This window comes from Paenibacillus sp. AK002, assembly GCF_053903045.1.
Genome location: NZ_CP096377.1, coordinates 3,061,747 through 3,088,633 on the forward strand (window position 1 = coordinate 3,061,747; position 26,887 = coordinate 3,088,633).

The 26,887-nt window shown below is 50.5% G+C and carries 21 protein-coding genes; 16 read left to right on the plus strand and 5 right to left on the minus strand.

The annotated features are described in order from the left end of the window. Positions 1-79 precede the first annotated feature (79 nt). The 4 genes from M1D70_RS13700 (at position 80) to aac(2')-IIb (ending at position 5,928) form a co-directional block, all read left to right on the plus strand. Complete coding sequence (locus tag M1D70_RS13700; protein ID WP_456290133.1) at positions 80-1,678, plus strand: amidohydrolase; 1,599 nt, start codon at positions 80-82, stop codon at positions 1,676-1,678. A 654-nt stretch (positions 1,679-2,332) separates the two neighbouring features. Beyond that, positions 2,333-3,418 (plus strand): aspartate-semialdehyde dehydrogenase, encoded by a 1,086-nt coding sequence (gene asd, locus M1D70_RS13705; protein WP_009592932.1) that lies wholly within the window; start codon positions 2,333-2,335, stop codon positions 3,416-3,418. A gap of 233 nt (positions 3,419-3,651) precedes the next feature. Beyond that, on the plus strand, positions 3,652-5,028 hold the full coding sequence (gene nhaC, locus M1D70_RS13710) for a Na+/H+ antiporter NhaC (protein ID WP_456290134.1): 1,377 nt from the start codon (positions 3,652-3,654) through the stop codon (positions 5,026-5,028). A 171-nt stretch (positions 5,029-5,199) separates the two neighbouring features. After that, entirely contained in the window at positions 5,200-5,928 is a 729-nt protein-coding gene (gene aac(2')-IIb / locus M1D70_RS13715; protein WP_456290135.1) for a kasugamycin N-acetyltransferase AAC(2')-IIb, read from the plus strand. Between the two features lie 69 nt (positions 5,929-5,997). On the opposite strand, the gene M1D70_RS13720 is transcribed toward aac(2')-IIb, so the two are convergent. From M1D70_RS13720 to M1D70_RS13730, 3 genes are all read right to left on the minus strand, one after another. Then, positions 5,998-6,207 carry a hypothetical protein gene (locus M1D70_RS13720; protein WP_009592958.1) on the minus strand — a complete coding sequence of 70 codons (210 nt, stop codon included), beginning with the start codon at positions 6,205-6,207 and terminating at the stop codon, positions 5,998-6,000. Between the two features lie 100 nt (positions 6,208-6,307). Further along, positions 6,308-7,159, minus strand: a complete 852-nt coding sequence (locus tag M1D70_RS13725; RefSeq protein WP_456290136.1) for a serine/threonine protein kinase — start codon at positions 7,157-7,159, stop codon at positions 6,308-6,310. A 126-nt stretch (positions 7,160-7,285) separates the two neighbouring features. Then, positions 7,286-8,158, minus strand: a complete 873-nt coding sequence (locus tag M1D70_RS13730) for an AraC family transcriptional regulator (RefSeq protein WP_456290137.1) — start codon at positions 8,156-8,158, stop codon at positions 7,286-7,288. Positions 8,159-8,303: 145 nt separating this feature from the next. On the opposite strand from M1D70_RS13730, the gene M1D70_RS13735 reads away from it, so the two are divergent. Then, positions 8,304-9,863 (plus strand): HEAT repeat domain-containing protein, encoded by a 1,560-nt coding sequence (locus M1D70_RS13735; protein WP_456290138.1) that lies wholly within the window; start codon positions 8,304-8,306, stop codon positions 9,861-9,863. Positions 9,864-10,071: 208 nt separating this feature from the next. Beyond that, a complete protein-coding gene (locus tag M1D70_RS13740; RefSeq protein ID WP_456290139.1) occupies positions 10,072-12,156 on the plus strand; it encodes a DUF5054 domain-containing protein in 2,085 nt (694 codons plus the stop codon). 84 nt (positions 12,157-12,240) lie between these two features. Here the strand turns inward: M1D70_RS13740 and M1D70_RS13745 are convergent, their stop codons facing one another. Together M1D70_RS13745 and M1D70_RS13750 are read right to left on the minus strand one after the other, a co-directional pair. Beyond that, on the minus strand, positions 12,241-13,713 hold the full coding sequence (locus M1D70_RS13745) for a 4-hydroxyphenylacetate 3-hydroxylase family protein (protein ID WP_456290140.1): 1,473 nt from the start codon (positions 13,711-13,713) through the stop codon (positions 12,241-12,243). Positions 13,714-13,901: 188 nt separating this feature from the next. Next, the gene (locus tag M1D70_RS13750) at positions 13,902-14,687 is read right to left on the minus strand and encodes a M15 family metallopeptidase (protein ID WP_009592946.1); all 786 of its coding nucleotides are present in this window, start codon (positions 14,685-14,687) and stop codon (positions 13,902-13,904) included. A 178-nt stretch (positions 14,688-14,865) separates the two neighbouring features. On the opposite strand from M1D70_RS13750, the gene M1D70_RS13755 reads away from it, so the two are divergent. From M1D70_RS13755 to M1D70_RS13800, 10 genes are all read left to right on the plus strand, one after another. Further along, complete coding sequence (locus M1D70_RS13755; protein WP_009592974.1) at positions 14,866-15,429, plus strand: SMI1/KNR4 family protein; 564 nt, start codon at positions 14,866-14,868, stop codon at positions 15,427-15,429. Positions 15,430-15,465: 36 nt separating this feature from the next. After that, a complete protein-coding gene (locus tag M1D70_RS13760) occupies positions 15,466-16,440 on the plus strand; it encodes a phosphotransferase enzyme family protein (protein WP_456290141.1) in 975 nt (324 codons plus the stop codon). A 121-nt stretch (positions 16,441-16,561) separates the two neighbouring features. Further along, positions 16,562-17,167: a hypothetical protein gene (locus M1D70_RS13765; protein ID WP_456290142.1), complete on the plus strand. Its 606-nt coding sequence runs from the start codon at positions 16,562-16,564 to the stop codon at positions 17,165-17,167. 22 nt (positions 17,168-17,189) lie between these two features. Continuing rightward, entirely contained in the window at positions 17,190-17,951 is a 762-nt protein-coding gene (locus M1D70_RS13770; protein ID WP_456290143.1) for a class I SAM-dependent methyltransferase, read from the plus strand. A gap of 166 nt (positions 17,952-18,117) precedes the next feature. Continuing rightward, positions 18,118-19,338, plus strand: a complete 1,221-nt coding sequence (locus M1D70_RS13775) for an amidohydrolase (protein WP_456290144.1) — start codon at positions 18,118-18,120, stop codon at positions 19,336-19,338. A gap of 7 nt (positions 19,339-19,345) precedes the next feature. Continuing rightward, entirely contained in the window at positions 19,346-20,818 is a 1,473-nt protein-coding gene (locus M1D70_RS13780) for an ATP-binding protein (RefSeq protein ID WP_456290145.1), read from the plus strand. Between the two features lie 3 nt (positions 20,819-20,821). Beyond that, the gene (locus M1D70_RS13785) at positions 20,822-21,517 is read left to right on the plus strand and encodes a response regulator transcription factor (RefSeq protein ID WP_009592947.1); all 696 of its coding nucleotides are present in this window, start codon (positions 20,822-20,824) and stop codon (positions 21,515-21,517) included. A gap of 133 nt (positions 21,518-21,650) precedes the next feature. Continuing rightward, positions 21,651-23,132 carry an S-layer homology domain-containing protein gene (locus M1D70_RS13790; RefSeq protein ID WP_456290146.1) on the plus strand — a complete coding sequence of 494 codons (1,482 nt, stop codon included), beginning with the start codon at positions 21,651-21,653 and terminating at the stop codon, positions 23,130-23,132. Positions 23,133-23,299: 167 nt separating this feature from the next. Continuing rightward, positions 23,300-24,061 (plus strand): DUF4253 domain-containing protein, encoded by a 762-nt coding sequence (locus M1D70_RS13795; RefSeq protein ID WP_009592939.1) that lies wholly within the window; start codon positions 23,300-23,302, stop codon positions 24,059-24,061. A gap of 499 nt (positions 24,062-24,560) precedes the next feature. Next, positions 24,561-26,678 carry a helix-turn-helix domain-containing protein gene (locus M1D70_RS13800; RefSeq protein ID WP_456290147.1) on the plus strand — a complete coding sequence of 706 codons (2,118 nt, stop codon included), beginning with the start codon at positions 24,561-24,563 and terminating at the stop codon, positions 26,676-26,678. Positions 26,679-26,887: the final 209 nt, after the last annotated feature.

The following is a 26,887-nucleotide window of genomic DNA, read 5'->3' on the forward strand; positions in this document are numbered from 1 at the left end:
TTGCCTTGGGGCGGCGCCGGCTGACGAACTGAAGGCATGTTTGGTATAATGATGGGAAAAATCCGGAGGAATCAGACACATGCAACCTGTCCTTTTTACAAACGGCGCTCTTTATTCACCGCACGCTGCAACGACTGCGGATTCGATATATGTAGAAGACGGCATCATTCGTGCCATGGGAAGTGCGGCCGAGCTGCGCTTGCAGTTATCGGGACGGGATTATCAAACGGTGGATTGGGAGGGTGCTTTCGTGCTGCCAGGCCTGGTGGATGCCCATATGCATCTCGGCATGCACGGACTCAAGCTGGGCATGCTGGATTTCACCGAGGCGGCTTCGAAAGACGAGATGCTGGCTATGCTGCGAGCTCGGGCTGCGGTAACGCCGCCTGGGGAGTGGATTATGGGGCTGAACTGGAACGAGAACCATTTTCCGGACCCGGTGATCCCGAATATGATGGAGCTTGACGACATCACAACGGAGCATCCTGTATATCTGACGAGAACCTGTTTCCATGCTTTCCTCGGTAATTCGGAAGCGTTTCGAAGAGCGGGAATCACTGAGGACACGCCCGATCCGGAGTCCGGCGCTTTCGGCCGGGATGCCGCTGGCCGGTTGAACGGCTGCATCTACGAGAATGCTTCGATGCCTTTTACCATGGTCCAGCCGGAGCCTGACCCGTCCAGGCTGAAAGCTGCGATGCTTCAGGCATGCCGTGATGCCCTTCGGCTCGGCCTGACGGCAGCGCATACGGAGGACCTCCGCCTGCTGGGGAGTGTGGAAGCGATGCAGCGGATCCACCGGGAACTGCACGAGGAGGGACTGCGCTTCCGTACCCATCAGCTGATGTTCCATGGCTTTCTTGATGAAATGGAGGAGCTCGGCATCAAGGCAGGCAGCGGGAACGACTGGAATCGCATCGGAGCGGTTAAATTGTTCGCTGACGGAGCGGTTGGAGGAAGAACGGCGCTGCTCAAGGAGCCTTACCATGATGCGCCGCATACCCGCGGATTGGCCATGCATTCGCCGGAGGAGCTATGGGAGATTGTTGGCAGGGCGCGCAGGCTGGGTTATCCCGTAGCTTTTCATGCGATCGGTGACGGCGCGGCAGAGATGATGACGGATGTGCTTGAAATCCATCCGCTAAGCAGAGCCGCCAAGCTTCCCGACCGCTTCATCCATGCCCAAATTGTACATCCCGATACAGTTAAGCGAATGAGCAAGCTGAAGCTGGCCGTGGACCTGCAGCCTCGGTTTGTGGCCAGCGATTTTCCATGGGTGCTGGAGCGCGTAGGTCCTGATCGGACAAGCTGCTTGTATGCATGGAAGAAGTGGCTGCGCACGGGGCTGCCTTGTGCAGGCGGCAGCGACGCTCCCATAGAGCCGCTGAATCCGCTGCTCGGGATTCATGCTGCCATCACCAGACGCAAGCCGGGGGAGGATCACGCAGGGTATTTGCCGGAGGAGAAGCTCAGCCTGACTGAAGCGATCGGGCTGTTTACGCTCGGCAGTGCGGGGGCAGCGGGAGAAGCGGATCAACGGGGAACACTGGAATTGGGCAAATATGCCGATTTTACGGTGGTGGATCGCTGCTTGCATAATGGGATAGATCCGGACGAGCTGCTGGAGACGAAGGTCAGAATGACGGTGATTAACGGGGAAATCGGTTATGCCGAGTAGGTGTCACGATAGTAATGATCATGACCAGCTTGATCATTCTCGTGAAAATTTTATAAATATGGTTTACCGACGAAATGGTTTTATATATAATAATCATAACAAATGCAATGACGAGACGAGTAAATAAACGAATTCTTGTACAGAGAGCTCCGGCAGCTGAAAAGGGGCGAAGCGTTCTTTATTGAAAAAAGACTCTGAGCAGCACAAGGAACTCTCAACGTAGGGGGATGGTGTGCCAGGAGCTCCTGTTACAGAGCTAGAGTATCTGCATTCCCGTGTAATGCCGTACTCGATGAGGCGAATATGGTGACATATTGGCAAATTTGGGGTGGTACCGCGAGTATAACAATCTCGTCCCTGAGACTTACGGTCTTGGGGGTGGGATTTTTTTGTTAAATGATCCAAAAGGTTAGACATCAGTGGCTTGCCGTTCGTATATCGCAAGTAACGTTCTGATATAAGCAGTCCGTCTTCTGAGAAAGCAAACTTTTTCTTATATCTAAAGAAATACGAAGGTTAAGGCGGGAAACCTACACGGATCTTGCCGGTTTGAATAATTATCTAGTAGAAGCTTATTTATTGCATGCTTTTGTCCGTACGGTACATCGATGTATGGGAAACATGACGACATTATTGAAAGGATATGAGTAGCGAATGTCACAAAAACTTAGAGTGGGTATTGTCGGTGGAACAGGAATGGTGGGTCAACGTTTTATGCAATTGCTGGATGGGCATCCATGGTTCGAAGTGACCACCATTGCAGCCAGCCGCAATTCGGCCGGCAAAACGTATGAAGAATCCGTGCAGGGCCGCTGGAAGCTCGCTACGCCGATCCCTGAGCAGGTGAAAGGCATTGTCGTGCAGGATGCATCGCAGGTGGAACAGGTTGCCGCAGAGGTTGACTTCGTATTCTGCGCGGTCGACATGAAGAAGAACGAGATTCAGGCATTGGAAGAGGCCTATGCCAAAACGGGCACGCCCGTCATCTCCAACAACTCCGCCCATCGCTGGACGCCTGACGTTCCGATGGTCATTCCGGAAATCAATCCGGGTCATATCGACGTGATTGCCGCACAGCGCAAACGTCTGGGAACAGCAACCGGGTTCATTGCGGTGAAGCCGAATTGCTCCATTCAAAGTTACGTGCCGGCGCTGCACGCTTTGCTTGATTTCAAACCTACGAATGTCGTTGCTTCCACTTATCAGGCGATTTCCGGGGCCGGCAAGAACTTCACCGATTGGCCGGATATGCTGGACAACGTGATTCCGTATATCGGCGGCGAGGAAGAGAAGAGCGAGCAGGAGCCGCTTCGCATCTGGGGAAGCGTTGTGAACGGGGAGATCGTGAAAGCTGAATCCCCATTGATTACGACGCAATGCATTCGCGTTCCCGTAACCGATGGCCATTTAGCTACCGTATTTGCGTCGTTCGAGAACAAGCCGTCGAAGGAGGAAATCCTGGAACGCTGGCAGCAGTTTAAAGGCAGACCGCAAGAGCTGGAACTCCCTAGTGCGCCTAAGCAATTCATTACGTATTTCGAAGAAGAGAACCGGCCGCAGACCAAGCTGGATCGCGACATTGAGCGCGGAATGGGCGTTTCGGTTGGCAGATTGCGCGAGGATTCCCTCTACGATTATAAATTCGTGGGCCTCTCGCATAATACGCTGCGCGGTGCAGCCGGCGGAGCCGTTCTGATTGCGGAATTGTTGAAAGCGGAAGGTTACATTCAAGCTAAATAACGATACATCCTATATATGATAAAGACGACTGCAGCAAGCAGTCGTCTTTTTTTGGTGATTGTTCATGATTCCTACATTGACGGCGTCCGTCCTTATCGTTTATAGTGTTACTCTGTGCTTCAATGCAAAGAAGCGAAAAAGCCGAAAAGCATAAAAGTGAAAAAGTTAAACATTCATCATCAATGGACGGGAGGTAACTCCCGCCACGACAATGGATAAGGAGTCTTAGCATCATGGAACGACATCTCAGTTTCTCAAAAAGCATCATTCTTATCGCGTTTATTCTGGCGCTGCTGTTTGTCTCCATCTTTTTGCTGAAAGCAGAGCCGCATCTTCCGCTCTTGGCAACCACCGTCGGTACGGCGGCCTTGCTGCGTTTGTTCGGGTTTTCCTGGAAGCAGCTCGAATCCGCCATCATTCAAGGAATTCAAACGGCGATTATGCCGATTCTCATTCTTTCGCTCATCGGCATTTTGATTGCGGTATGGATGATGAGCGGCACGGTACCGACCATTTTATACTATGGCATGGATTATATCGAACCGCATTATTTCGCCGTGAGCGCATTATATGTGACCATCGTGGTCTCGATGTTCACCGGAAGCTCCTTCACGACAGTCAGTACGGTTGGCGTTGCCTTTATGGGAATTGCGGTAACGACAGGAATTTCTCCGACGCTGGCAGCCGGAGCGGTGATTTGCGGCGCTTGCTTCGGTGACAAAATGTCGCCGCTCTCCGACACCACGAACTTTGCTCCCGCAGTCGCCGGCATATCCTTATTCACCCATATCGGCAATATGATCTACACGACAGTGCCGGCCCTTGTGGTGACAACGGTCTTTTTCCTGCTTGCGCCCACAAGCAACGCGCTGGATTTGTCCTCGATAAATCTAATCAAGGCGGCGCTTCATGACGGATTCCATATTCATTGGCTGACGTTGATGTCGCCGCTTGCCGTTATCGCCTGTTCCGTCAAGCGTATGCCGATCCTGCCGACACTCATCGCAGGCATTGTAACCGGACTGATCGTGACGGCCTTCGTTCAGCAGCAGACAGCCGTCGATGTTTGGTTCAGCGTAATGCAGAGCGGCTACAAGAGCACGGTTGCCAACGAAACCGTTGCTTCCATTGTCAACCGCGGCGGATTGCAATCCATGATGTGGTCCATATCGCTGATCTTGATTGCATTATCCTTGGGAGGGCTGCTTCAGCATTGCGGCGTCATCGAAGCCTTCTTCCGTAAAGTCATGCAGCCGCTGAAGCGCAGCAGCAGCGTGGTCGTGATGACGGGTGCATCTTCCATCGCGGTTAACGGCATGACGGGCGAGCAGTATTTATCGATCCTTTTGCCCGGTCAAATGTTCAAGGAGGAATATACTCGCCGAAACATACCGGCCAAGACGCTGTCACGCACATTGGAGGATTGTGGAACGCTGGTTAACCCTTTAATCCCATGGGGCGTTAGCGGTGCTTTCTTTGCATCAACCCTTGGAGTACCGGTCATCGAATACGCACCTTATGCAACTTTCTTGTGGCTAAGCCCGCTCTTTACGTTTGCATACGCTTGGATACCGCGATTGCAGCGGAATTCGCTTGGCAGGAAAATATGACCCTAGATAGGCACGATCCCATGTTGGCCTTGTTTCCCTGTTTCAAAGGGAGACAGGGTCATTTTATTTATCGTTTATATTCATTTGTGCCCAACCCGTTGCTCGAAAAATCTGCTACGATGGAGAATGATGAGGCGTAACTATGGTTGAAATTGTTATGGGGGTGAAAGCATGAACCAGTGGATAGGAAATGAGCCAACCGCTAAGGATTTGATGGAGATGCACGCACGGGTTATGTTTACGCATGACCTGGATAGTCGGATACGAACCATTAACGAGCCTTGGCCGGGAGAGGAGCCGGCTCCCCGATTTTTCTTGGGTCGAACGATCGACGATTCAGCCGTTTGCAGGCTTCGTTATGATATTCCGGACAAACTTGCCGAACAACTGACGGCGCTGGTTGAAAATGAACCGTCTCTTAACGAAGATTTTCAAACGAGACCCAAGCACTTCGATGACTACATGAATCTGCTGGCTGCTGATCAATATACGAGCGGACCTTGTTATCGGATTCCTGACATCACAACGTCATCGCCGACCATGCAGGCGGTATCGATCACCGGAGACAATATAACCGAGTATTCGCTCGCCGGTTTGGAATGGCTGATCGCGGAAATCGACTACGACCAGCCTTGTGTCGCGATCATTCAAGATCAGAGGGTGGTGTCGGTCTGCCGGAGTGTTCGCGTTTCTGCGGAAGCGCACGAAGCCGGACTGGAGACGTTAGCCGAATTTCGAGGGAGAGGTTATGCGGCCGCCGTTGCTGCCGGTTGGGCAATCGAGGTGCGGAAGATAGGAGCATTGCCCCTGTACAGTACCTCATGGGATAATGCTTCTTCCCAGAGAGTGGCCGGTAAATTGGCATTGTCCTATTACGGCGTCAACTTCACGATTCGGTGAAAGGATAAAAAAAATCCCTCAACAGGCAACCACGTTGAAGGAGTTAGTGTGCTATATGATGTTGAATGATTAGCTTGAGCTGCCTCTTCTGTTTTTATAATAGCCATGACCTTGGTTGCCGTGCCTGCGTTTGTAATCGGATGACGATCCTTTGCGGCGAGAATAACCGTGGCTGCTGCTGTATTTTCTTCCGTAATTCTTCGCAGAACTGCTGTAACGCTTGCGGCCGTGACTGTGGGACGTCGAGTGGAGAAATTTGTTCATGATTTTTCTTAACATGTGGAATTTCCTCCTTTCTTGTTCGGAATCATTCCATATCATTTAATCGGATCGTAACATAAATGAAACCCCGGAATCAAATAAAACGCTGCCCATCTTATCAGAGGGGCGGTTTTTTTGCATTCGCGAGCGTCTGGAGCTCGTTCATGAATTGCAAGGAACCGGAGTAAGGTCTGCTCAACTGCAGCAAGCGTTTGATCATATCCTGGAGTTCATCCGAGAGCTGCAGTTCTTCCTGCCAGCTTCGTTCCCCGATTGCGCTCGGGTCGTCGTCCGGATCATAGGCAGAATAGAGCATGAACAACATAAAGTGACCGATGTCGCGGAGATCCTCGATTTCTTTCGACTCTTTATATTGAACAGAGGAGCTCGTGCCGCCGCGCCGGAACTTCTTTCGGGCAGGCTGCCGGAGAGGAGGGGGTTCACCAATCCTTCGTGCCAGCCCAAAATCGATGAGATGGATACGGCCATCCTTAAACAGCACATTGGGAATCCGCAGGTCGAGATGAACATAGCCTTGTTCGTGCAGGTAACGGACCAGCTCTAGAAGCTGCAGGGCGATATGGAGACATTCGGCTTCCCCGTATTTCATGCCATGTTCGAATATTAAATCCTCCAGCGTATCCCCATCCATATAAGACATGACCAGATACGAATGGCGGCTGTCCGTGAAAAAATCCCGATATGCCGGAATTTGCGGATGCTGAAGGGAGCTTAATATCGCGGCTTCCCGATTCAGCAATTCTTTGGCGTAATCGCCTTTGCTCGGCCGTGACTGTTTGACGGCGACTACATGTCCGCTCTGTTGATCCCGACATTGATAGATGATGCCGTAACTTCCTTCGCCAATCATTTCTTGGACGGTGTAGCGACTCCCCAGCACTGTATTCTCTTCAGCCGGGTAATCCCGCCATGCGTTGATAAAGGAGCCAAGGTTTGATAAAAAGCGCATTCGATTCCAGCCTCTCCTTTTTGGGTCCTTCGCCTAATTCTGAGCGTGTGCTATTCCTGATTATCGTACATTATAAGCGATGATACGCATCGAGGTACATATCGGATTGGAGCGAAGTTCCCTTAGTCAGTCGGCTTCCATCTGATGTTTCCGATACTCCAGCGGCGACAGTCCGTTAAGCTGACGGAACAGCTTCGAAAAATAATGGATGGATGAGAAGCCGAACTTCTCGGCGATCTCGGTGATGCTGATGTCCGTATTGCGCAGATCCTCCTTGGCCCGATGGATGCGAAACTGGTTAATATATTGCGTCGGCGGCAGCCCCGTCGATCGCTTGAACAATTCGAAGAAATAACCTCTGCTGATCCGGAGCTCCTCATAATATGCTTCCAGCGGCCGCAGATTGCCGTGAAGGATATCCTGATCCAATCGCTGCAGCAGCTTGTTCATTCTGTGATCGGGTATCGTCTCGTCCTGCAGGGCGAAGGCAAGGAAGTATTCGATGAATTGCAGGAATTGGCTCTGCGTCTTCATGCTGCGCATATAGGTATGCTCATTCTCATACTGGTTTCCGGTGTAGAATTTTTCAAACCAATCGCTCCATAGGCTGACTTTCTCTACTTTCATGAACTCGGGTATGGCGTAAGGAAAAGCAGGACCTACATAGGAAGGATTCAGTTGGGCCATGTCATAACAGATTACGCTGGGGTGATCGGCCAAATGCCTGCGGTCCACATGGGCCCAGTCGAAATAACAGCACACATGGACCATGGGATCCCGTCTGTCCGCTATCCAATCATGCGGCTGACCTGCCGGTATGTACACAAGGGAACCTGGGTCGGTGATGTGCGTTCGCCCACAGGTACGAACGATGCCCCGTCCCTCGGTAATGAGATAAAGGGATGACGAATAACAGTGGCGGTTGTTATTGCTTTGACCTTTGGAAAAGGGGTATCTGGTGGCATACAGCACATAGGGATGGAAGACGGCAAAATCCACGTATTCATTTCCACATCCTTCAAGAAAAGATTCTATCAATATTCGCATGACGATTGTACAAAAGCCTGACGTTTATGTAAATACAGGGATGGCGGCCATTGCTATACTAACACTAATTCATTTCATGCTTGAGGAGGGAATTGAGATGCTGGACAGTCAATGGCTGTTGACGGATGAACAAATCTGCCAGTTTATTATGAAGGGGTATGTGGTGCTTCATAACGAATTGCCGGATCAGCTGCATGCTGAAGTCAGGGACAAAATCAACGCCGTACTGCACGAGGAAGGAAATCCCGGCAATAACATCCTGCCCCGTGTACCCGAGATTCAGCAGTTCTTCGAAACGCCGGTCGTGCAAGGGGCTTTGACGAGCGTGCTCGGACCGGACTACTACATGCATCCGCATCGGCATTGCCATTACAATCAGCCGGGCGATCCGCTGCCCGGGGGCGGACAGTGGCATAAAGACGGTTACTGGTCCAGCATGCGCAGCCACCGACCTTGGTGGGCGATGATTTTTTATTACATGCAGGATATCACCGAGGAAATGGGACCTACCGCCATCATGCCCGGTACCGCATACTACGATAAGTTCGTAGGCGATCAAGGCGAGACGATACTCCCGACCGGCAAAGCGGGAACGATGGTTTTGGTGCATTTTGATTTGTGGCACAAAGCTTCGCTTAATGTGTCAGGCATGGATCGATACATGCTAAAGTTTCAATTCGTTCGATTGCGTGCGCCGGAATCGCCGAGCTGGAATCATCTAGGGACCGAAATGAACCTAACGGGGGGAACCCCTTACGTGCACTGGAATCTTTGGAGGGATGTATGGAACTGGATGCGCGGCGAACCGGGTCAGGAGAACCTCTCGGCAACGGAAGACGAAGTCCCAATCGAGCCATTGGCCGAAGAATTAAAATCCGAGGACGAGGTCATTCGCGCCAGGGCGGCGGATCAAGTTGGAATGTTAGGAGAGAAGGCCGCTTCCTTAGCTCCAGAACTGGGCCGAATGTTGAATGACAAGGAGCCGGTAGCTTTGAATGCCGGTTATGCGCTTGGTCGGCTGGGATCCGCAGGAACCGATGAATTGTTGCGCCTTATGTCCGAAGGTACAAGGCAAATCGCGGAAAGAGCGGCTTACGGACTTCAGAGTGCCGGCGCTGGAGCCGTTCCAGGACTGCTGACACTTCTCGAACATACGGACGAGAAGCGCAGAGCGCTTGCTGCTTTCGCGTTAGGGGCGATTGTGCCTTCGACGCGTGAGGTTGCGTCTGCATTGATCGCATGCTTACAGGACCCGAGCGATTGGGTTCGTCGAAACGCAATCGAAGCGCTGGGCATGATGGGGAGTGAGGCGGGCGAAGTGTGCCAGGCCTTGGCCAGCATATTGGAAGAGTCGATATTGCAAGAGGGGGGCGGAACAGCGGAAACCCGGTATAACGACATCACGCAGCAAAGTTATATCCTGAACAAGCTCGGATATACCGCAGCCTTGTCATTGCTTCGAACGGCCTCGCCAGAGGATGTTCCCATCGTCATCCATTCGCTTGAGCAAGCGCTTCTCAGCAAGGATCGTTACGTCAGGGCGTATGCCTTCGAAACGCTTACCCATCTGCGGACACCCGAGGCGATGGATGTCCTGATCCGATATTACCGACCGGCCAGATGGTGTCCGGACACAACGAAGGCAAGCACGTTCTGATATCCGTATTTTCGTTTCAAGCCCTTCTCATTCCAAGCCGAAATGAGAGGGCTTTTTCGGCATGCCCGAGTTCTGGCATGATTCGCGGCAGGTGTCCTTTTTTTGCAAAAGCATGACCCTTTCATGCAAAGACTTGCTCGAAGCGCTCTAGTAAAATGGGGCTCAAAGTTCGGCATTAGCCAATTATTGTTGAAGGAGGCGGTCATGTATGTCAGCATCAATCAAAAGAGTTCATGTCGTATTCAAGACCCATCTGGACATCGGGTTTACCGATTTGGGAAAGAACGTAATCGAGCGATATATGGAACATTTCATACCCCAGGCCTTGGAGCTGTCCGAACAGCTGGCGAATGAAGAGGGGGACGTAAAATTCGTATGGACGACCGGCTCATGGTTAATCCATGAATTTCTGCAAACGGCTTCTCCTGACATGCGGGCGCGCATGGAAAAAGCCATTGGGGATGGACGCATGGTTTGGCACGGGCTGCCGTTTACAACGCATACCGAGATCATGGATGCCAGTTTATTCGAATTCGGGTTGTCCATTTCGGACGATTTGGACCGAAAGTACGGAAAAAACACGATTGCCGCAAAAATGACGGACGTTCCGGGCCATACCCTTGCCATGGTGCCCCTGCTGGCAAAACACGGCATACAATATTTACATTTGGGCGTTAACATGGTCTCCAAAAATCCCAAGGTGCCGGAGATGTTTGTATGGCGTGCTTCCGACGGTTCGGAGATTATCGTACATTATGCGGATAGTTATGGTAAGCCCTATCGGATGGAAGGGCTGGAGGATGCCTTGTATTTTGCCCATACCCACGATAATCATGGTCCATCCACGATGGAAGAGATCCGGGCATTATTCGAACAGCTGCGACGGGAATATCCAGGGGCGGACATCATGGCCTCGACATTGGATGCTTTTGCCGCGCGGCTTCAAGCCGTGAAAGACCGATTGCCTGTCGTCAGCGAAGAGATCGGGGACTCGTGGATACACGGGATTGCCTCGGATCCTTGGAAAATCGCCCGCTACCGCGAATTGTTAAGGCTTCGGGATCGCTGGATCGAGGCTGGTCGATTGGATAGGGACAGTGAGGCGTACGCTCGATTTTGCAACCGTCTGATGTTGATTCCCGAGCATACTTGGGGGCTGAACAATTCCGTGTATCTCGTCGATTTCGTGAATTATTCCTCGGCTGACCTAGCCGCAGCAAGAGCACGGGATATTGTTGAAAACAATACACGGAAGAAATTCGATTACCTATGCCAGCAGGCAAACGGCACCAGATCGTACAGCCATTACGAGAGTTCCTGGCAGGAGCAGCGGGATTATCTTGAAGAAGCCCTTCAATCGCTGCCCACGACGCTAGCGGCTGAAGCGAGAACCGAGCTGGATCGGATGAATCCGCAGCATACCGTCCTTAACTCGGAGCCGGTGCAGCATAAACAGCCGATCGAAACGAACGAGCTTTACGAATTAGGCCAGTTTCAGGTGAGCTTCGCTGCCGACGGTTCGATTAACCGATTGATGGATCGATCCGGAAAGGCATGGGCGGGAGAGCATCAGAGACTTGGCACTTATATGTATGAAACCTTCGGCCAAGAAAACTACAACCGTTTTTTCAAAGAATACATGACGAATCTGGATATACATCATGGCTGGGCGGATAACGATTTCGGCAAGCCGGGAATCGAGTATGTCAAACCGAGGCCGGAGCATCGGCGGTATACCGCGTCCTTGCGAACACTGCACCTGGAGAGGCATGCCGATTATGATATCGTGACCGCAGAAATGAAGCTGCCGGAGGTTCTCAGTAATCAGTACGGGGCTCCACGACAAATCAACGTACTCTATTCGTTCCATGCGAATGAGCCCGTCATTGAGGTATGCATAAGCTGGATGGGCAAACCGGCATGCCGTCTTCCGGAAGCAAGCTGGTTATCGTTTGTGCCGCTTGTGGATAATCCTAACGCCTGGTCGATGGATAAGCTGGGAATGCGGATATCTCCGTTATCCGTCGTCAAGGACGGCAACCGGAACATGCATGGCGTCAATTCGGGCTTATATTATGAGGGGGCGGACGGAACGGCGGTCATTGAATCCTTGGACGCGCCGCTTGTGTGCCCGGGGGAACCAAGGCTGCTGCAATTCGACAACTCCTATGCTCCGTTGACCGGCGGATTTCATTTCAATCTGCACAACAACGTATGGGGGACAAATTTTATGATGTGGTTCGAAGACGACATGAGGTATCGGTTCCGCTTGAGCCTGCATTCCCATTCGTAAGCTCATTGTGTTTGTAATGAAACGGAAAGATGTGAGTTATGGGCTCGCATCTTTTTTTCATGCCTAATCATCCAAACCGTCAAATTATGATGAAGTATTGTTCTTGGCGATAAAATCCTGAATCCTGTTCCGCAGCTGATCATGCTGTTCAAAATGGTTATACATGCGATAGGCTACCGTCTGCGCATTTCCGAAGAAGAAGCGTTCAAACTGGGTTTGACGGCCCCCGAAAGAGCCTGCGCCAAGCTCCCAGGCAAGGCGGAACAAGGCGATTCGATCCCACGCCTCCGTGGTGGAGCCTTTTAAATATTGGTTCAGGTAAGGACCTGAATCCGACTGGAAGTCCATTTCGGAAGGGATCATAATCAGGCCGCTGGAACCCAGCAGCTGTATCATCTCCACCATCTCGGGATAAAATTGGGGGAATAACATGCTGGATGCGGTAAGCGGGCCCGCCGAAGGAACGAAATAACCGAATTTATCCCGGCTGGCGCCCAGTTCGGAAGCCAGCCTCAGGGCTTTGAAGGTCTCCAGATATGCAATGATTTTTGAAACGTTCGCGATCATATGGCGCTCGAGCCCAACGTTCTGCTCGTCTGCCAAGCTCTCCAGCAAACCAAGCATAAATTCGGTTTTGGCGATATAACGGGTGGCCATTTGATGGGCAATATGGGTGTGAAAGCGACTCTCGCCGAATAAACGTCCGGCATAGGCCTCGTCCCCATAGTAAAAGATCCGGTCATGCGGGACCAATACGTGGTCAAAGATGACGAGAACGTCCATCTCTTCGTATCTGGCGCTCAAGGGATAATCATAGGAAGAAGCGGCACCATAGCTCTCACGGCATATAAACGTCATTCCAGGCAAATCGTTCGGTACCGCAAAGGCGAATGCGGTTGGATTGACATCATGGAACAACGTGGGCGAAGGCGACGGGAATACCAGCATTTCCTCGCACGTGGCTCCCTGCGTTGCCATCATGAAAGCTCCGGTAATGATCATGCCTTGATCGTTGATCTCAACCACCTTGGCGGCAATCGTGTCATCTGCAGCATCTTGCTGTCCGGACATTTTACAAGCATAGGGCTGAATGAAGGCATGGGATAACGTAATATCATGATCTCGACAGTACCGGTAATAGGCCCTGAGGTTTTCAGCATACTTCGGATTGTGTTCCTCCAGTATATCGGCAGCCGTGTACAGCGACATGATCGCCGTGTTCATATAATCGGGAGAGCGGCCTAAAAAACCGTTGTGCCTCTTGGCCCAAAGTTCCATCATCAATCTGCGTTTCTGCAAATCCTCGGCATTCCTCGGCGGGAGAAAAGACAGGCCCACTCGTTCTCCTGTATCGGGCGATGGGTACGTCATCTGCTCGATATGACACGCTTTGCCTTGCATATCGTAAAGCTCCGCTTGGGTCTGAATGATACCCTGGAATGCAGGGTGCTTGGATAAAGGTCCCTGGATAAGCTCCCCTTTATACCGAAGGTTGATGTTTTGCCGATCGATCCGTTCGATGTACTGCTTCCCTGATTTGATAGGCACATTGTTCACCCCGTTTGCGAAAATCGTAAGCTCTAACCAACCTGTCTACTGCTGTTAATGTACGTGCTTAGTCCAAGCGGAGTACATTGTCCGCAGGAAACGCTGCAAAATATGCGGATGTACCTCAGAAGGTGCGACCGGAAGACTTCATACGAAAAAAACGGGCCCGTATGGGCCCGCTTTTATAAGATTTGCGATTACCGGGCTTGACCCAGATACTGCTCCAGCGTCAGCTGTTGTCTCGTAATTTCTCCGGCAATGTAGACGCCCACATAGCGTACATGCCAAGGCTCGTAAGAGTATCCGGTTAATTTCTCCTGACCTTTTCCATAACGAATGATAAATCCGTACTTCGGTGCATTGGCCTTCAGCCATTTGCCTTCCTTCGTATTCCCGAAGCTCTGCTCCAGGGCATAGCCTACGGAAGCACTGGATATATCCATGCTAAGCCCGGTCTGATGCTCGCTTTGCCCCGGGCGTGCGCTTGTTTTGTTAGCGACAGCCTCGCCCTTGATACTGGCGTTACGCTCGAATATGGCTTTTTGGGTTGCATAGGAACGATAACCCGATACGGCTTTGAGGTCGATTCCGTCCCGTTTGGCAGCAGCGAACAGCTTTTCGAGCGCAGACGCCGCTATTTTTTTCATCTGCTTTTTGGGGCTTGGTCCCGAGAAGCTGAACGGAATTTGGGGTACGACCAAATCTTGCGGTACATAATTCGATGGTAGATTTCTTTGTTTGTTGACGAGCACAACCGTGCTGGACAGATTGGTGACCGTATTTATCCCGTTTACCGACCTCAGCGTCCGTTTAGGGGCGTTGTTATCCAAAAACTTCGAAAATGATAGGCTGGCTGAAGATGCTGCGGCAGCTTCCGCCTTATCCAAGCCGGAACCGTTCGGGAACCCGGATAAAGCCAAACTTGTTACGACTGAACCGATGATGACGGATGGCAGGATTGTTTTGATAAATGTATTGCGCATGTGTAGTCCCTCCTCGTTAGCTGTCTATTGAGTATATAAGAGAGTTATATCGATAGAATCTCCGGATTGTTTCTGAATTGTAAACAAAATAGAATAGATTGAATCTAATCATAACCCGAAAATAGATTATAGTAATATATGAAAAAGGGACGATTTTCTACATAAGGAGACTTTATACATGGAAATACGCGATTATATCAAACGAGGGTTTGAGGCCTATTACGCAAAATACAGCGAAATTTCGGAGGATGGGTTCTGCAGGTGGATGCGGCCTGACGTTCCCGCAGAGATGAAGACCGTTGATACAGACGAGGAATGGTCCATATGGAAATTGGTCCCTTCCATTGTGAGCGAAGAGCAGATTAGGGCCATGGAAGCAGAGTATGGATTGAATTTTCCCGAGTGGTATAAAGCATTCATCTCCACGTACCATCATTACTTTGACGTCATACCTGAACAGGCAGTAGACGAGCCGCTGGAGAACGTCAGGAATATGTACAATCCCTTGTTGTGCCGGCTGGGATATCTCCCTTTCACTTGGGATTCCGAATACGGGAAGATCTGGTGTATCGATGTATGTGGAGACGCCGGTGAGGGGATCGAGGCCATCTATGAGATCGAACATGAAATTTTGTTTGACCTGGATGAAGATCGAACGGATCGGGACGAGCTTAAAGAGTCGCTAGTATTTTTGTACCCGGATTTCAAAGCGTATTTTGACGATACGTTCCTGGAGGGCTGACGGGATCCATTTCAGAAGTATAAGGAGAAGTTTCAAATGCGAAATGAACAGCTGCAGGACATTTTGAATGAATACGACATCCGGGAACCGGAAATTACCTTTATTCGGCATAATGAAAATCGAACGTATAAGGTAGTAGGCCATGACGGAAGCGCATATCTGATGCGCATTCATCAACCGCTAAAAGATGGCATGGCTGGTCAGCAGCATACCTACGACGGTTTGCTGGGCGAACTGCAAATGCTGGAGCACTTGTCAGGATGGGATCATCTGCTTGTCCAAAGGCCTATGCGTAATCGGAAAGGTGAATTGATCACGATTTTCGAACACGAGGGGAAGCGTTGGAACAGCTCCGTGCTTACCTGGCTGGAAGGAAGAGACTTGCAGAAGGATGACGTAAGCGACCCGGTATTGGTCGAGAAGCTGGGGACTCGCATTGCAGAGTTACACAAATTTTATGGCTCATACAAGCAGGAGGGCTTGGACAAGCGTCCGAGTCAGGGGATAGCCTACAATCTATATATGATTGAAGTTATAAAGCAAGGATTGGCGAAAGATTTGTTTACTTCCTCCGATGTTTCCATTATTGAAGAAACGATATCGCTGGTTAACGCGCGCCTTGTGGACAGTGGTAACGTTGAGGCTTGGGGGCTTATCCATGGTGATTTAAGCTTGGGGAATATCATCATGACCTCAGATGGAGATCTTAGTTTTATCGATTTTGGTTTTTTCGGACCAGGGTACCATTATACGGATGTTGCCATGGGTGCCATGATGGTTCCTTCACAGCTTCGGGATACATTCCTGAAAGGGTATTATGGCAATGATCATACGGGACAACATAAGCTTGTTTTATTAGAAGGCTTCATGCTGCTGGCCATTATCGGCTACTATGTCTTTCAGATGGAGAATGAATCCGTGCATCCATGGATGCGTGAACGAATGCCGAAGCTGTGCGCCGATTTCTGCACGCCTTATTTGTCGGGTGCACGCATATTTTATTCCGTATAGTTCGATGTCGAATCACACGATGTCCGTGAAAGTTAATTATAAGCATTCAATCCCTTGGTCAGCAGGCTGATCGGGTGATACCATATGAGATATCAACGATATGATTAGAGGTGAACACCGTATGGAGGAAAGCGAACTTCTGCTGCAACAAGAGGCTCTCCAGGAGGAAGCTTCTGAGGTAGCAGATGAACTTCGACTTTACGAGTTATTAAGTCAAGCAGGCGAACCGGTGCGTGTCGGCAGTTCAGCCCTCGGATTGATGGTATGGAGAGACCTGGACATGACGGTAAAATGTTCTCGGCTGAATCAACCATTAACTGCACAAATCGCATCGGAGCTCATGCTGCACGCAGGTGTACGGGAGCTGAAGTTCATCAACGATACCGGAGTTTATAATACGGATCCCCTTTATCCCGATGGATTGTACATCGGCCTTAAGTATATATCTGAGCGTGGGAAGGAGTGGGCCCTGGACATTTGGTTCGTGGATGAACCGGAGAAACAACCTGACTTGAAACATATCATAACGATGCCTGAACGGCTGACTCAGGAACGCCGGGAAGCTATTTTGAGAATCAAAAATCGTTGGGCAAGCCGAGCTGAATATGGCAAAAGTGTGCGAAGCTTCGATATTTATACAGCGGTTCTCGAAGAAAACATAAACACGCCGGAACAGTTTCAAGCCTGGCTGGGCCAAAGGTCCGTGAATAAAGATGAAAGCCCATGATTCAAGAATAGGAGATCTGCATATGGAGATTATCAAGCATAACCAAGACCATTGGGAGCTTAAAGTCAAACAGAATAATCAGTGGACGGTTCCTGTAAGCAGCGAAGAAATCCAGAAAGCCAGAACGGGCGATTGGTCTATTATCGTCACTTCAACCAAGCCTGTGCCCAAAGAATGGTTTCCGGAACTAAACGGAAAGAATGTGCTCTGCCTAGCTTCTGGAGGAGGGCAGCAGGGACCCGTTCTGGCCGCTGCGGGAGCGAATGTAACCGTGCTGGATTTCTCCGAATCTCAATTGGACCAGGATCGCTTTGTTGCTGAACGGGACGGATTGTCTATTCGGACGGTTCTCGGTTCGATGACGGATTTAAGCATGTTTGAATCGGAGAGCTTTGATTTGTTGGTTCATCCGGTATCTAACCTTTATGTGCCTGATATTCAGCCGGTCTGGCAGGAGGCATATCGCGTGTTAAAGCCTGGCGGCATGTTGATTAGCGGCTTTATGAACCCGGTCTTTTATTTATTCGACTGGGAACTGGAAGAACAGGGCACGCTTCGGGTGAAGCACACCCTTCCCTATTCGGAACTGGATTATGCGACGGAAGAAGAAATCGTGCGAAGCGGGGTAGCATTGGAATTCGGACATACGCTGGAACAGCAAATGGGAGGTCAGATTCAATCCGGATTTATGATTGCCGGGTTATACGAGGATTCCTTCGGAGGCGAGAAATTGTTGGACCGTTATGCAAACAGTTTTATTGCGACAAGAGCCATAAAGCTTTAACCTCATACCTACTTCCAATTCTTCACCAAAAGAGTCATCCTAACGGGTGGCTTTTCTTTTTTATGTATATGTAAAACTTAAGTGAATCCTATATTTTAAATATTATCCATATAGATGTTCCTATGATAGCATAATCGTATATCTGGCAAGGGAAGGAACGATGGATATGAGTACCGCATTTTGGTTAACGAATGCTCGTATAGAGAGCGGCTATGAAGTTCAAGAAGGCGTTATTACGGGAACAAAAACGGAGATTTGCCACGTATTCATAGAGGACGGGAACATCGCGAAGATCGTGTCATCCGACAAGACCATCACGGATTCATGGCCGCGACACGACGTGAAGGGATTGCTGCTTTTGCCGTCCTTTACCGAAAAGCACTGCCATCTGGATAAAACGCTGCTCGGTGACCGATGGCGATCCGTAACGCCGGTCTCCAGCATTTTCGAGCGTTTCGATATCGAGAAAGCAACGCTTCCGGCCCTGGATACCCGGACGCAGGACCGTGCGGAACGACTGCTTCACATGTACCTGGAGTCCGGGGTGACGCACGTACGAACGCATGTCGATATTTATCCGGAAGTGGGTTTGGCTAACTTCGAAGCGGTCCAACAAGCATTGCACGCATTTGAAGGAAAGTTATCCTACGAGATCGTAGCTTTTCCACAGCATGGTTTGCTGCGCTCGAAGTCAAAGGAATGGGTGAGACAAGCACTTCGCAGCGGAGCAGGCTTGGTAGGCGGGGTTGACCCGGCGACGGTGGATGGTGATATCGAAGCCTCCCTGCAGGAAATGGTGGAACTCGCCGTGGAGACGAATGCGGGAATTGACCTGCATTTGCACGATGCCCATCATCTGGGAGCCTTCACCATGAAGCGGTTGGCACAGCTGACCATCGAGGCGGGCCTGCAGGGCAAGGTGGCGATCAGCCATGCATTCGGACTCGGCGATATCCCGACGTCGCAAGCCATCGTAATGGGGGAAATGCTGGCTGATGCAGGGGTTGCCATTATTTCGAGCGTGCCGATCGGTCGCAGCATGCCGCCGGTCGGTTTGCTGCACGAGTGCGGCGTAGAGGTAGCCGTCGGTTGCGATAACATTTTTGACGTGTGGTCGCCTTTCGGAAACGGGGACGTGTTGGAACGAGCGGGCCGGCTGGCTGAGGTGTCCCGATGGGTGGATGAACGCTCTTTGGCACGGACGCTTCAATATATCACCGGCGGCATGACGCCGCTTGGTCCGGATGGCGAGCAGATATGGCCGCAGGCCGGGGACGCCGCCAGCATCGTGTTTGTCGAAGCTTCTTGTTCCGCCGAAGCCGTTGCCAGAAGATCGAAGCGCGTGGCGACGATGTTTAAGGGCAGCATCGTTTCCGGTTCGCTTTAGGCGACGCATGTCGATCAGGATCAAGTTGCTGCTGTCCTTTACCGGCATGCTGGTCATCAGCTTGTTGGTTTTCGTCTTGACTGCCAGTTTGTTTACCGTCGCGGCTACCGGCGACATTCGCGGGGTTCGGGATTTTTATAAAGTTCACTACCAGGTTAACCCGCTGACCGAGCAAGAGGAGTCTATATTCCTTGAATTAAAATATCTTGCCAAGAACGAACCGGACGGTCTGCTGGATCAAGAGCTGCTGAAGGAATATGATTTTAAGCTGAGAACCGTGCGGGCAGGACTGTACGTCCGTAAGGAAAGCCTTCAGGTTTACGAGTCCAATACGATAAACCAGCCTGAGCTGGAAGCGAATCTCCCTCCATTCGACCTGAACAACAATCAAATCCGCAATACGCTGAGCATCGGGGAACGCTTTTATGCTTATGCCAAATTCGACTTCCGGTTCTCGGACGAGACGAAGGGAAGCGTATACGTGATCCGAGAGCGAAGTCCTTTCGGCGAGGTAACACGCAAGCTGTTGCCCATCCTTGTATTGAGTCTCGTTGGCATCATTGTGGTTGCAAACGTGATGTTATACCGCTGGATTACGCGCAGCGTGGTCAAACCGCTTGACTTGCTCCGAAATTCGGCCGAACACATCAAGGAGGGGAATCTTCAGTTTTCCCTGGATATGCATTCGAAGGACGAAATCGGCCTGCTAAACGAAACGTTTGAGAATATGCGAAAGCGGCTGCACGAATCGATTCAGCTCCGGCTCCGGGACGAAGAGAACCGAAAAGAGCTGATCTCCAATATCTCACATGATCTGCGCACACCGATAACGAATATAAAGGGTTATGTCGAGGGCATTCGAGACGGCGTCGCGGATACGCCTGAGAAGATGGATAAATACGTGAATATCATTTACACCAAAACCATCGATCTGGATAAACTCGTGGATGAGCTGTTTCTGTATTCCAAGCTGGATTTGAAGCAGGTGCCGTTTATGTTCGAGCATGTTGATATCATCGGTTTCATCGACGACTGCATCGATGAGCAGCGCTATGTTCTGGAGGAGAAGGACATTCTGCTGGAGTGGAAGGAACGCCCCGGTGATCCTGTCGAAGTCATTGCCGACCTTGAGAAATTAAAGCGAACCGTGCTCAACATCATTGGAAATGCCCAGAATTTCATGGACAAGGGGCAAAAAAACATCGGCGTCTCGATCCGGCTGTCTCCGGAATGGGTAACGGTTGAAATCCGGGATAACGGCACAGGCATCGCACCGGAAGCGATCCCTTATATATTCGAAAGGTTTTATCGGGCCGAGCCATCCCGCAACTCTTCAACGGGCGGCAGCGGTCTGGGTCTTGCGATTGCGAGCCAGATCATTGAAGGACACGGGGGTCAAATCTGGGCTGAAAGCGAGCTTGGCGTCGGAACAAGCCTGTACTATACCCTGAAACGAGCGAACAGGAAGGAGGCGCGGTAACCCATGGCCACACGCATTCTCATCATTGAAGACGAAACGACCATCGCCCAGTTGGAGCGGGATTATTTTGAGCTGAACGGTTTTGCCGTCGATTTATGCCATACGGGTGACGAGGGCTTGAAGCTTGCCCTTAACGAGGACTACAGTCTCATCATTGTGGACCTTCAGCTTCCCGGCATGAATGGCTACGAGTTGTGCAGCCATATCAGGAAGAACAAGGAGGTCCCGATTCTGATCGTATCCGCCAAGAATGAGGAGATCGATAAAATCCGTGCATTTAATCTCGGTGCCGACGATTACATTACCAAGCCTTTTAGCCCGAGCGAATTAGTCGCAAGAGCCAAAGCCCATTTGATGAGATATGTCAGGCTTCTGGGCAAGCAAAGTCCGAGTCCAAGCTCGGAAATTCATATCCGGGGTCTGGTCATCGACAAAACGGCGCGAAGGGTGTTCGTACGCAATCAGGAAGTCGCGTTTACGACCCGGGAATTTAATTTGCTTGAATTTCTTGCGAGCCATCCGAACCGGGTGTTCAACAAACATGAATTGTTCGAACGGATTTGGGGCATGGATTCCAGCGGGGATATCGCTACCGTCACCGTTCACGTCCGAAAGCTGCGCGAAAAGATGGAGCTGGATCCATCCAATCCGCAGTACATTGAAACGGTATGGGGAGCGGGCTATCGTTTTTCGGTCTGAATGAGTTTAGAAATTGTTAATAAATATTTTCGAAACGTTTAATCCCGGATTTCTTGGGAGTTTAGGACTCTCATCTATCATGGAGATATGACGATTATCGTTCATATTCATCGAAGATAGGGAGGACTTACGAATGAAGAAGTATTCGAATAAACTGGCGGCCATGATGCTGGCCGCCGCACTGGGAACGGCGACGCTTCCGTTTCATGTTCTGCAGGCCGACGCTGCACAAGCGCCGCTCGCTGCCCAAGATATAGAGCAAGCCGTTCAGGGGCTGTCCCAGCTGCGCGTGATGCAGGGTTACCAAGACGGCACGATGGGGATAACAAGCCCGATCACACGGGCAGAGCTGGCGAAAATGCTGGTGCTTGCGTTTGGACTTGAAGGCAAAGGGGAGACAGAGTCAAGCTTCACGGATGTGAAATCAAACGCGTGGTATGAGCGGTACGCAACTGAGCTGGTAGCACTAGATATTATGCAGGCACCGGACGGACGTTTTGATCCAAGGGGAAGCGTTACCCATGCCGAACTGGTACAGATGGTGTCTAAGGCTCTGAAACGAGATGCGAAGTCCGTGGATTACTGGGCGGAGCGTTTTTATTCCGAGGAGGGCCATACCACTCGAGGTCAAGCTGCCTATTTGATAAGCATTGCACATGACGCAATTCCGTCGGAAAAAGCAAAAATCACGAGCGTACGCGCACTGAATGCCATCACCTTGATTGTCACCTTTGATGCTCCATTGACATCGGACGATGAGGCGTTTGCCAAAGCCAAAGAAGATTTTCAATTTAACGACGGTCTTGCGCTAACGAATATGCCGCGTCTGAAGACGGGTTCTATTTCCACCTATATCGTCCCAACTTCCGTTCAAAAACCGGATACATCGTATACGCTGACCTATAAAGGGAAAACAGCAGGTACATTTACAGGAAACAGTACGAAGCTGGACATGACCGAGGCTAGACAGGTCACCCAGGATACATTTGAATTGGAGGCGCTCAAGGAGAATGGCGTCGTTGACTACGGTTATGTTATTTCCGCTTATAGCGGAGGCCGCGGAACCAATGCCTTCGTATTGGATGAGAACAACAGCGCCGATGGCAAGGTCTATCAGATCATATCTTCTGGTCAAGCCAGGGATGTTACGATTACGCCTGCAGGCGGACAACCTATCGTGGCCAAATACGTACCCTTCACCCAATCCACCGACGGCAAGCAAGAGCCGAAATTCCGATTGCCGGAAGGCCAGACGTTGACGCCGGGCGTTACCTACACCGTTACTTCGGACTGGGCACAGATCGCCAACCCGTCATTCGTTGCAGGATCGGTTGCTCCGCTGGAAATCATCGGAGCCGAGGCAGTCGGCGACAGTTCCATTGCCATCACCTTGTCCAAGGATCCGCGGGATGAGCTGTTCTCCGGCCGGAGCGTGGAATTGACCGACGCTGACGGCGATCAACGCATTGCGACCTATAAATATTCAAGCCGAACAGGAGCCGTAGGCATATTCGATCTGACGCAAGAAAGTAAATTGAAGCCGGGATCGACGTATACCATCAAACCGGTAGGCGAGTGGGCAGGAGAAACCGATGCGTCCCTGACCGTCAATTAATCCATTACAGCATGGACATGGCTGTCTGTCCATACCTAAGAGGACGAGCGTAAAGCTCGTCCTCTTGAACTTGTTTATAAGTGACTATCCAAATGGTTCTATCATTTGTAAAATTAAGGGTAAGCACTTATGCTGGTTTCAAAATGTGCTATATTCGAGGTGTACATATGGTCGAAGAGCTTGCTCATTATTTAAGCGAATGTGATATTGAAGTTTTGGATTTGGATGGCTTAACGCTCCCTGTCCCAAAGGAAGGGGAGCACAAGATTCTCATCGCTCCCGGCTGCAATCTGGTGGAAATGATGGAGGAAATCTGCGAAGAAGAAACCCTTTCTGAATACGTGAACAAGGAGCTGGAGCAGGTTCAGCGGTTAAGCATGAAAGATGTATTGGGAAAAATCGTGGCTTCGCGATTATCCTATACGGATATTGCGCTGGAACCGGAAGAATTAGAAGGCAAGAGCTTTGAGGAATTATATCGTTCTTATTCATTATTATGGGAAGGCAGCGAAATGCTTAACGAAGAGTTTGGCGAATCGGATGCCGAGCCCTTTGACTGGAATACGTCATGGGTACAGGGAAAGGTGGAAGAGGACGAGCAGGTGATCCTGCTGACGCTGCCGGCCGAAGCCGGATATGAAGCGCCGCTGTGGGTTCCGATGGGAGGTTATAACGAATGTCCGTTGCCCGAGCATCAGTCGGTGTTTTTTAAGCATTTTCAGCAGAAGCATCAGATTAAAATTGTGGCCGTCTCGGAAGATACTTGGATTCTTCAGGCCGGAAAACGACCCCAAACGTTTGATGAAGCATTACGGCTCGCCAAGGAGCATTTTATTTTCTGCCAATATGTCATGGACGGGTTTCCGACGCTTGGACATTATGCGGACTATCTAATGAAGCACGACATCTGGTATTTTTGGTGGGATTAAACGTCAGCTGCCGCGTGAAAACGCGGCTTTTTTTATGTGGACAATGGTCAAAATATCCAAAGGCATGGTGATTTTCCGTTATTGTCATAAAGCATCATGAACCTTAACAATCGGATATTTACCAAGCTTGCCGATTCCCCTAATATGGAGTTACTTTCCGTCATTTAGCCGCGTGCAGGCCCGATATGGAAAAATGTACCCTTCCATACGCAGAAGTACCTACCCATGCGCCGCAAACATCCATTATGATCAAATTTATTAGTTGGCGGGAGAACTTGAGTCGTTATTTTTTGAAAACGCTGTCAAATAAGGGGGGATATTTATTCTTAAGCATTCGAAGGTATTTCGCAGCTTTCTCATCTCCTATATTGCCATTCTGCTCATTCCCACCATCGGAGGATACATATCCTACTTAACCTCCATCTCCGTAACGCAATCCATTTCGATTGAGAACAGCATCGTTCAGCTCGAGAAAAGCCAGGAGCTGCTGGAGCACAGGATGGCGGAAGTGGAAGGGATGACGCGGCAGCTGGCGATCAATCAAGACCTTAACGTGCTGCTCAACGATCATCTTGCCCAAAGGGATGTTTACGGCATATGGAGAACGATGCGCAATGTGTTGACTTTCGGTCAAACCAACGATTTTCTTCAGCATTACTACATCTATTTGGCGAATTACGACTTGATTGTAACGTCGGGCTCCTCTTATCGGCCGGAGCATTACTACGAGTTTTTTCATTATGACGATCTCAGTTTTGAGGAGTGGAAACAACAGATCCTGGAGAAAGCCCATCGCAGTGAAATCAAACCGCTCTCTTCCTTTTCGGAAAGGGACAACGAAACTTCCGTCATCACGTACATGCAGTCGCTCCCGCTGGACAGCTTCAACGATTCGTCCCCGGCCAAAGTCGTGGTCGTGATTGATGCACGGACGATTGCCGGATTATTCTCGGGGTTAACCGACAACTACGGCGGCTGGGTCCACATCCACGACGGGATAGGGAATACGCTTGCTCTTCAAGGAAACATAGAATCCGATGTAAGCCAAATCATGAACGATCCGGCATTCGATCAGAACAAAACCAGCCAGTTCTACAAGAATGACCTTGTGATCACCACCCGCTCCGATAAGAGCGGTTGGGTCTATCAGGCCGGCATCCCCCGCAGCGCCTTGATGGAGAATGCCGATCAAATTAAACAAGCGTCCTGGTTCATTACCGGGGGCGCCATGATCGTCGGGCTGCTGTTCGGGTTGTATTTGGCTCATCGGAACAGCGTGCCGATCCATCGAATGATTAGCATCATGAAAGAGCAGTTCGGCAGGGATGAGCTGACGGAGCGCAATGAATTCGACTTTTTGAGCGGGAATATTGCCAATATGATCAGCAAAAACAAACAACTGGAAAACGAGCTGACGCGTCAGCTGCCGTTTGTCCGGGATGCTTTCCTGAGACGTCTGATTGCCGGCGAGTTTGAATCGAGGGACGAAATTGCTTCCGCTGCCCAGCAGGCTGATATTGCCTTGCATAACGGAAAGGGCTATGTCGGTATCCTGCAGATCAAAGGATATGCCGGCATGGACAGCGTGGAGATCCTTAACGAGCTTAACGCCGCCCGGCTTCTCATGAAGCAGGCCTTTTCCGAAATCGCCGGGACGCTGCCCATGACGGATCTGGGCTCGGACAAAATGGTGGTTTTGTTCTTTACCGACGAAGATATAGAGCCCGGGCCGGATGAAGAGCTTCGAATTACGGGGTTGATCGATACGCTGACGAAGCAGGTGCTGCATGAATATAAAATGTTCCTCCAAGCCGGTTTCGGCGATCCGTTCGATTCGGTCTCAGAGGCGGGGCAGTCATTTGACCAGGCCAAGCAGGCTCTTGAATACGCCGTTTACATGAATCAAAAAGAGACGGTGTGGTACCGCGAAGCCCGAATCGTCAACACAACGTATTACTACCCGCTGGACACCGAGCAGCGCTTGATCAGCACGATACGGGCAGGGGAGCTGGAAGAAGCCGAGAAGATCGTCAATCTGATCATGGATCAAAATCTCCATCAGCGGGAGTTATCGGTCGAGATGAAGCATCAGCTGGTAGGCGAAATCAAAGGAACGTTCCTTAAGTTAATGGATCAGAAAATTTTTGCGGAATCGGAATGGTTTGAAAACATAAAAAGGCGCATCATCGATATCGGCTTTACCGAGCCGCTGGAGTCGATTCATAACGAAATCCGCGCGATCATGGGAGAGCTGTGCAGATATATTGCCAATAAAAAGAAGGACTCCCATGCCAAGCTGATCAGGCAGATTTATGAATATACCGAAGCGATGTACGCACATCCGGATCTCACCTTATACCGCGTGGCCGAGCATGTGGAGCGGCCGGAGAAATACATCTCCCAATTGTTCAAGGAAGTAACCGGGGTCAATTATTCCGATCATCTGATCAAGTTGCGGATGGATCGGGCGGCCATTCTGCTTGCCGAGACGAACCTCACGGTCGATGAAATAGCGGCTCAGGTGGGCTACAACAGCTCCCATTCGTTTCGCAGGGCATTCAAGCGCCTCATCGGCATTTCCCCGAGCGCTTACCGTCAGTCTCATGAGGTCGGGTAAAGGGTTGATCCTCGCAAGCCGCATTGTCGCTTAGGACGATGCGGCTGTTTGGGCTAAAGAAACGCCAATACGCGGGATTTGGCCCCTGACGAGACAGGATGCCCTGCGGAAAAGCGGTTATTTGTACGCCAAACGACCGAAGTGTACCTGTTCAAGGACCGGATTTCTCGCCTATGATCGACACATAAAGAAAACGCTATCATATCAAT

Coding starts and splice junctions, on each gene's coding strand:
- M1D70_RS13700 (WP_456290133.1), top strand. CDS start 80: ATGCAACCTGTCCTTTTTACAAACGGCGCTCTTTATTCACCGCACGCT.
- asd (WP_009592932.1), top strand. CDS start 2,333: ATGTCACAAAAACTTAGAGTGGGTATTGTCGGTGGAACAGGAATGGTG.
- nhaC (WP_456290134.1), top strand. CDS start 3,652: ATGGAACGACATCTCAGTTTCTCAAAAAGCATCATTCTTATCGCGTTT.
- M1D70_RS13720 (WP_009592958.1), bottom strand. CDS start 6,207: ATGTTAAGAAAAATCATGAACAAATTTCTCCACTCGACGTCCCACAGT.
- M1D70_RS13725 (WP_456290136.1), bottom strand. CDS start 7,159: ATGCGCTTTTTATCAAACCTTGGCTCCTTTATCAACGCATGGCGGGAT.
- M1D70_RS13735 (WP_456290138.1), top strand. CDS start 8,304: ATGCTGGACAGTCAATGGCTGTTGACGGATGAACAAATCTGCCAGTTT.
- M1D70_RS13740 (WP_456290139.1), top strand. CDS start 10,072: ATGTCAGCATCAATCAAAAGAGTTCATGTCGTATTCAAGACCCATCTG.
- M1D70_RS13750 (WP_009592946.1), bottom strand. CDS start 14,687: ATGCGCAATACATTTATCAAAACAATCCTGCCATCCGTCATCATCGGT.
- M1D70_RS13755 (WP_009592974.1), top strand. CDS start 14,866: ATGGAAATACGCGATTATATCAAACGAGGGTTTGAGGCCTATTACGCA.
- M1D70_RS13760 (WP_456290141.1), top strand. CDS start 15,466: ATGCGAAATGAACAGCTGCAGGACATTTTGAATGAATACGACATCCGG.
- M1D70_RS13765 (WP_456290142.1), top strand. CDS start 16,562: ATGGAGGAAAGCGAACTTCTGCTGCAACAAGAGGCTCTCCAGGAGGAA.
- M1D70_RS13770 (WP_456290143.1), top strand. CDS start 17,190: ATGGAGATTATCAAGCATAACCAAGACCATTGGGAGCTTAAAGTCAAA.
- M1D70_RS13775 (WP_456290144.1), top strand. CDS start 18,118: ATGAGTACCGCATTTTGGTTAACGAATGCTCGTATAGAGAGCGGCTAT.
- M1D70_RS13780 (WP_456290145.1), top strand. CDS start 19,346: ATGTCGATCAGGATCAAGTTGCTGCTGTCCTTTACCGGCATGCTGGTC.
- M1D70_RS13785 (WP_009592947.1), top strand. CDS start 20,822: ATGGCCACACGCATTCTCATCATTGAAGACGAAACGACCATCGCCCAG.
- M1D70_RS13790 (WP_456290146.1), top strand. CDS start 21,651: ATGAAGAAGTATTCGAATAAACTGGCGGCCATGATGCTGGCCGCCGCA.
- M1D70_RS13795 (WP_009592939.1), top strand. CDS start 23,300: ATGGTCGAAGAGCTTGCTCATTATTTAAGCGAATGTGATATTGAAGTT.
- M1D70_RS13800 (WP_456290147.1), top strand. CDS start 24,561: ATGGCGGAAGTGGAAGGGATGACGCGGCAGCTGGCGATCAATCAAGAC.